Genomic DNA, 6,370 nt, shown 5'->3' on the forward strand with positions numbered 1-6,370 from the left:
ACCCGCGCATCGCGCCGCCCCCGCCGCCGGCCGCGGCCCCCGCGGCGGCGCCCACCGCGGGCAGCGGCAAGATCAACCTCGACAAGGGTCGCGTCTCCCTCCAGAAGAACCAGACGGTCTCCCTGGTCAAGGGCGGCAAGCCGCTGCTCAGCCAGGTCAAGATGGGTCTCGGCTGGGAGCCCGCGTTCCGCGGCAAGGACATCGACCTGGACGCGTCGGTCATCGCGTACGGTCCGCAGCGCAACCACATCGACAGCTGCTACTTCGGCAAGCTCTCGATCGTGAACGGCGCGATCAAGCACTCCGGTGACAACCTCACGGGCGAGGGCGCCGGCGACGACGAGGTGATCGTCGTCGACCTGGGCCGGCTGCCCCAGGAGGTCACGGGCCTGGTCTTCACGGTGAACTCGTTCTCGGGCCAGAAGTTCACGGAGGTCGCCAAGGCGTACTGCCGCCTCCTGGACGCGGCGACCGGCGAGGAGCTGGTCCGCTTCGACCTCACGAGCGCCGAGTCGCAGACCGGCGTGATGATGGCCAAGCTCATCAAGCAGTTCAGCGGCGAGTGGGAGATGACGGCCCTGGGCGACTTCGTGAAGTCGCGCACGGTGCGCGGCATGGTCAAGCCCGCGGCGCAGGCCCTGTAGGAAGAGGCTGTACGGAGGCGGCCCGCGCGGTGAGCGGGCCGCCTCCGGCATGCCCGGTGGCGTCGGGCCCGAGGGCTGCGGCCGGTGCTGCGTCAGTGCTGGTTGCGGGGGTGCGCGCGGGCCCGGCGTTCGTTGCCCCTGCGGTAGTTGCCCGTCCAGCGGGCCATGACCAACTGGGCGTCCCCGGACGCCACTTCGGCCAGGAACTGCTGCGCACGCGCACCCCGCAGCACCCCCGCGGGGCGTCCCGCATGGGTGAGCGTGACGCTGCCGTCGGCGCGCTCCGCGTACGTGAATCCCCGGGGTCTCGGCACGGTCGGAGGATATGCGCGACCGGGCCGGGACCGACAGCGGATTACGGGTCAGCGGATGGCGGGTCCGGGGAGCACGGGACCCGGGATCATGGGACCCGGGATCATGGAGCCCGGGTTCAAGGGACCACGACGATCTTGCGGCCCACCCCGGACGCGAACTGGTCGAGGGCACCCGGGTAGTCGTCGAGCGGCAGCCTGTCGCTGATGAAGACGTCGGGGTCCAGGACACCGCCCGCGAAGAGTTCCGCCGCGCGTTCGTAGCTGTGCAGGACCGCCATCGAACCGGTGATGGTGATCTCCTGGTTGTAGATGCGGTACGGGTCGATCGTGACGCGGGTCGCGTAGTCCGCCACGCCGAACTGCAGGAACGTGCCCGCCTTCGCGACCCGGTCGAGGCCGTCCTGGATCGCCGCCGCGTTGCCGGTCGCGTCGATCACCACGTCCCAGCCGGTCGGGCGGTCCAGGTCGTCGGGGCCCGCCGCGGAGCCGGAGACACCGAGGCGCCGGGCCGTGGCCAGGCGGTCCGGGTTCAGGTCGACCACGTCGACGCTGGCCGCACCCGTGCGCTTGGCCAGTTCCAGCATCATCAGGCCCATCGTGCCCGAGCCGTAGATCAGCACGTGGGCGCCCAGGCGGGAGCGCAGGACGTCGTAGCCGCGCACCGCGCAGGAGAGCGGCTCGATGAGGGCCGCGTCCTGGGTGCGTACGTGGTCGGGCAGGCGGACGCAGTTGGCGACGGGGGCCAGCGCGTACTGGGCCGCGCCGCCCGCCGTCGTGACGCCGATCGCCGCCCAGCGCTCGCACAGGTTGCCGCGTCCGGCCCGGCAGAAACGGCACTCGTGGCAGTGCAGGGACGGGTCCACCGCCACACGGTCGCCCACCCGCAACTCCGTGACGGCGCTGCCCACTTCGGCCACCGTGCCGGCGAACTCGTGGCCCGGCACGACCGGCAGGGTCGGGGCGAACTCGCCCTGCAGGATGTGCAGGTCGGTGCCGCACAGGCCGCACGCCGCGACCTCCACGACCACGTCGCGCGGGCCCGGTGTGGGGTCGGGAACCTCGCCGACGACGACCTTGCCCACCGATTCGACGATCGCGGCCTTCATTTCACAGCTCCCAACGAGAGGCCCTGAACCAGCTTGTCCTGGGCGGCGAACCCTGCGGCGAGCACCGGCAGGGAGATCACGAGCGACGCGGCGCACACCTTCGCCAGGAACAGGCCCTGGCTGGTGATGAAGCCGGTCAGGAAGACGGGTGCGGTCTCGGCGACGACACCGGTGAGCACCCGGGCGAAGAGGAGTTCGTTCCAGGAGAAGATGAAGCAGATGAGGGCCGTCGCGGCGATGCCGGGCAGGGCGATCGGCGCGACCACGCGCGTGAGCACCGTCGGGAGCCTGGCCCCGTCGATCTGCGCCGCCTCGATGACCGCCACCGGGACCTCCGAGAGGAACGACTGCATCATCCACACCGCGATCGGCAGGTTCATCGAGGTGTAGAGGATGACGAGCAGCCAGATGTTGTCGAGGAAGTCGGTGTTCTTGGCGAAGAGGTAGATGGGGAGCAGCCCGGCCACCACCGGCAGCATCTTCGTCGACAGGAAGAAGAACAGGACGTCCGTCCACTTCTTCACCGGGCGGATCGACAGTGCGTACGCCGCCGGGAGCGCGAGGACCAGGACGAAGAGCGTCGAGGCGAGCGAGGCGACCGCCGAGTTGATCAGCGAGGGCCAGGGGCTGGCGCCGCCGCCGGAGCCGAAGAAGTCGCGGTAGCCGTCGAGGGTGAGGGCCGCGCCGAAGGACGGCGGGTTGGTCGCCGCGTCCTCCTCCGAGTGGAAGGACGTCAGCGCCATCCAGGCGATGGGCAGGAAGAAGACGATGCCGGCCAGCCAGGCGACGAGGCCGAGTCCCTTGCCCTTGAGGAAGGTGGTGAAGGTGTTCATCCGCGTGACGCCTCCTCGCGGAACAGGGACGACACGACGCGTAGCGCGAAGGTCGCGATGATGAGGGAACCGATGACGACGAGGACGCCGGCCGCGGAGGCGAGGCCGTTCTCGTGCGCCTGGTAGAAGGACTGGTAGACGGTGTAGGGCAGGTTCGCCGTGCCCAGGCCGCCGGAGGTGAGGGTGAAGACCGCGTCGAAGTTCTGCACGATGTAGATCGAGCCGAGCAGGGCGCCGAGTTCGAGGTAGCGGCGCAGGTGCGGCAGCGTCATGAAGCGGAAGACCTGCCAGGGCCCGGCGCCGTCCATCCGGGCCGCCTCCAGGAGTTCGGGGGAGCGCGACTGCAGCCCGGCGAGCAGGATCAGCATCATGAACGGTGTCCACTGCCAGATCAGGGACACCTCGACCGCGATCAGCGGATTGTTCGAGATCCAGTCGGGCTGCGGCCCGCCGACGTAGTGCAACAGGCCGTTCAGCAGCCCGTACTCGGGGTTGAAGAGCACGTGCTTCCACAGCAGCGCGGACGCCACCGGGACCACCAGGAACGGGGCGATCAGCAGGGTGCGGACGACGCCGCGGCCCCGGAACTTCCGGTCGATCAGCAGGGCCAGCGCCAGCCCGATGACCAGGCTCACCACCACGACCGTCACCGTCAGGATGATGGTGGTGAAGACGGACTTGCGCAGGTCGGCGTCGGTGAGGACCTCGGAGTAGTTGCCGAACCAGGTGAACTTCCTGGCGTCGGGGTAGAGCGAGTTCCAGTCGAACAGGGAGATCACCAGCGTGGCCACGAACGGCAGTTGGGTCACGATGATCATGAAGACGAGTGCGGGCAGGAGGGGCGCGCGGGTCGCCCACGAGCGCAGCCGGTCCGGGGTGCGACGGCCTGCCGTCGGCGCTTGGGTGCGGCCCAGGGAGGCCGCGGTGGTCGTCGTCATCGTCCCTCGTACTCCTTCGCGATCTCGGAGGCGAGCTTCTGGGACTTGTCCAGGGCCGTATCGACGGACTGGCGTCCGGCGATGGCCGCGCTGATCTCCTGCGACACCTTCGTGCCGAGATCGGTGAACTCGGGGATGCCGACGAACTGGATGCCGGGCGCGGGCCGCTTCTGCACCCCGGGGTCCTTGGGCCGGGCGCCCTCGATGGCGTTCCGCGTCACGTCCACGAAGGCCTTCGCGTCCGCGCGGTACTGCGGGATCTCGTACGTCGAGGCGCGCTTGCCCGCCGGGACGTTCGACCAGCCGATCTTCTTCCCGACGAGCTTCTCGTACTCCTTGCCGGAGGCCCACGAGACGAACTTCCAGGCGTTGTCGGGGTTGTGGGACGCCTTCTGCAGGCCCCACGCCCAGGTGTAGAGCCAGCCGCTGTTCTCCGTCTTGTCGACGGGCGCGGGCGCGTAGCCGATCTTGCCCTTGACCGGGGAGTTCGAGGACTCCAGCGAACCGGCGGCGGACGTGGCGTCGTACCACATGGCGCTCTTGCCCTGGGTGAGGTTGTTGAGGCACTCGGCGAAGCCGGACTGCGGGGCGCCGGACTCGCCGTGCTTGCGCACCAGGTCGACGTAGAACTTCACCGCGTCCTTGAAGCCCTTGTCGTTCAGGCGCGCCTTCCAGTCGTTGTCGAACCAGGTGCCGCCGAAGGTGTTCACGACCGTCGTCAGCGGCGCCATCACCTCGCCCCAGCCGGGCAGGCCGCGCAGGCAGATGCCCTTCATGCCGGACTGCGCGCCGTCGGCCCGCGCCGCGAGGTCCGCGACCTGCTGCCAGGTCGGGTGCGCGGGCATGGTGAGCCCCTTCTTCGCGAAGACGTCCTTGCGGTACATCAGGAAGGAGGACTCGCCGTAGAACGGTTCCCCGTAGAGCTTCCCGTCCTCGGCCGTCAGCGATTCGCGCATCGGCTGGAGGATGTCCTGCTGGTCGAAGCCCGGGTCCTTCTTCACGTACGAACCCAGCTCGTGCAGCCAGCCGTTGCGGGCGTAGATCGGTATCTCGTAGTTGCTGAGCGTCGCGACGTCGTACTGGCCCGCCTGGTTGGCGAAGTCCTGGCTGATCTTGTCGCGGACGTCGTTCTCCGGCAGGACCGTGAAGTTGACCTTGATGCCGGTCTCGCGGGTGAAGTAGCGGGACGTGAGCTTCTGCAACTCGACCATCTGCGGGTTGTTCACCATCAGCACGTTGATGGCGCCGTCGCCGCTGCCGAGCCCGCCCGCCCCGGCCCAGCAGCCGGACAGGAGGGGGATGAGCAGCGTCCCTGCGGCGGCCGTGGCGAGCAGGGCGCCCGGCGGCCTCCGTCGGCTCTGGGTTCGCATGAGTGCTCCTGAGGGGACGTATGGGGGATATCTGGACGAATGGGTACGTTCACGGGCGTGCGGGACCGGACCCGCACGCTTGTCAGGGGAATGGGGCTTCGGGTCACACGCGGATGACCTGGGGGCCCATCAGGGAGTAGCGGTGCGCCTCGGACGCGGGCAGCTGGGTGCTGGTGACGATCGTCTCCAGCGCGCCCACCGGTGCGAACCGGCAGAAGCTGACCGCGCCGAACTTGGTGTGCACGCCCGCGAACACGGTGCGCCGCGCCGCGCGGATCGCCTGCGCCTTGACCTCGCTGACCGCGGGATCGGGGGTGGTCAGGCCGTGGTCGCGGGAGATGCCGTTCGCGCCGATGAAGGCGAGGTCGAGGACGAAACCGGCGAGCATCTTCGTCGTCCAGTGGTCGACGGTGGCCAGGGTGCCCGCGCGGACCCGGCCGCCGAGCAGCAGCACGGTGGTGTCATCGGCCTCGGCGAGTGCGCCCGCGGTCGCGAGGGAGGCGGTGACCACCGTCAACGGCCGGTCCCTGGGCAGGGACTCGGCGATCAGCTGGGGCGTGAACCCCTCGTCGACGAAGACGGTCTCGGCGTCCCCGAGCAGATCGGCGGCGGCCGAGGCGATGCGCCGCTTCTCCGGTACGTGCATGGTCGTGCGGAACGCGAGCGTCGTCTCGAACCCGGCGCTCTCCACCGGGTACGCGCCGCCGTGCGTGCGCCGGACCAGCCCGTGGTCCTCCAGGGCGCGCAGATCGCGGCGCACCGTCTCCTTGGCGACGCCCAGCTCGGTCGCGAGCTCCGTCACGTCGACGGAACCGGTACGGCGTGCCGCGCGCACGATCTCCCGCTGGCGTTCCTCCGCGCTCAAGCCGGCCCACCTCCGTGAAGAGCTCCGTTGCCCGTTCGGGCCCGGTGCGGCCCGTACCGGAAGTTCTACCGGCGGCGCTCGGCGGTGACCAGGTCTGTTGCGGAAGCGATGCTGCCCGTTTCTGTCCGTTCGGCCGGCCCGGTGACCGGCGACGACCTGGGCGGCAGGCGCGGATCATGTGCATTCGGGCGGCGTGAATGCCCGATCAACGGGGCGCGCGGGTCTGCTTGGTGCCCGTTCGGACCGGGACGGCCCCGGGGAGGGCGCGGCGAGAGGCGACATCGCCGGGCCCCGCAAGCA

Annotated in this window: 7 protein-coding genes; 1 reads left to right on the forward strand and 6 read right to left on the reverse strand. The window is 69.9% G+C overall.

Going from position 1 to position 6,370, the window contains the following annotated elements; translation table 11 throughout:
- The coding region (locus G3I40_RS44245; RefSeq protein ID WP_203645920.1) for a TerD family protein at positions 1-644 on the forward strand (644 nt) is incomplete at its 5' end.
- A 92-nt stretch (positions 645-736) separates the two neighbouring features.
- Here G3I40_RS44245 and G3I40_RS44250 read toward each other — a convergent pair.
- From G3I40_RS44250 to G3I40_RS44275, 6 genes are all read right to left on the reverse strand, one after another.
- Positions 737-958, reverse strand: coding sequence for a hypothetical protein (locus G3I40_RS44250; protein ID WP_164560431.1), 222 nt, complete (start codon positions 956-958; stop codon positions 737-739).
- Positions 959-1,074: 116 nt separating this feature from the next.
- A complete protein-coding gene (locus tag G3I40_RS44255; RefSeq protein ID WP_164560432.1) occupies positions 1,075-2,064 on the reverse strand; it encodes a zinc-dependent alcohol dehydrogenase family protein in 990 nt (329 codons plus the stop codon).
- Positions 2,061-2,897 carry a carbohydrate ABC transporter permease gene (locus G3I40_RS44260; protein ID WP_164560433.1) on the reverse strand — a complete coding sequence of 279 codons (837 nt, stop codon included), beginning with the start codon at positions 2,895-2,897 and terminating at the stop codon, positions 2,061-2,063. Before G3I40_RS44260 ends, G3I40_RS44255 begins: the two co-directional genes overlap by 4 nt.
- Complete coding sequence (locus G3I40_RS44265; protein WP_164560434.1) at positions 2,894-3,835, reverse strand: sugar ABC transporter permease; 942 nt, start codon at positions 3,833-3,835, stop codon at positions 2,894-2,896. Before G3I40_RS44265 ends, G3I40_RS44260 begins: the two co-directional genes overlap by 4 nt.
- Positions 3,832-5,205, reverse strand: coding sequence for a sugar ABC transporter substrate-binding protein (locus G3I40_RS44270; protein ID WP_164560435.1), 1,374 nt, complete (start codon positions 5,203-5,205; stop codon positions 3,832-3,834). The genes G3I40_RS44265 and G3I40_RS44270 overlap by 4 nt, the downstream gene beginning before the upstream one ends.
- A gap of 103 nt (positions 5,206-5,308) precedes the next feature.
- Positions 5,309-6,070: a DeoR/GlpR family DNA-binding transcription regulator gene (locus G3I40_RS44275; RefSeq protein ID WP_164560436.1), complete on the reverse strand. Its 762-nt coding sequence runs from the start codon at positions 6,068-6,070 to the stop codon at positions 5,309-5,311.
- Positions 6,071-6,370 lie beyond the last annotated feature (300 nt).

It is taken from the genome of Streptomyces sp. SID14478 (assembly GCF_010548525.1).
Taxonomy (GTDB): Bacteria; Actinomycetota; Actinomycetes; order Streptomycetales; family Streptomycetaceae; genus Streptomyces.

Coding starts and splice junctions, on each gene's coding strand:
- G3I40_RS44255 (WP_164560432.1), bottom strand. CDS start 2,064: ATGAAGGCCGCGATCGTCGAATCGGTGGGCAAGGTCGTCGTCGGCGAG.
- G3I40_RS44260 (WP_164560433.1), bottom strand. CDS start 2,897: ATGAACACCTTCACCACCTTCCTCAAGGGCAAGGGACTCGGCCTCGTC.
- G3I40_RS44265 (WP_164560434.1), bottom strand. CDS start 3,835: ATGACGACGACCACCGCGGCCTCCCTGGGCCGCACCCAAGCGCCGACG.
- G3I40_RS44270 (WP_164560435.1), bottom strand. CDS start 5,205: ATGCGAACCCAGAGCCGACGGAGGCCGCCGGGCGCCCTGCTCGCCACG.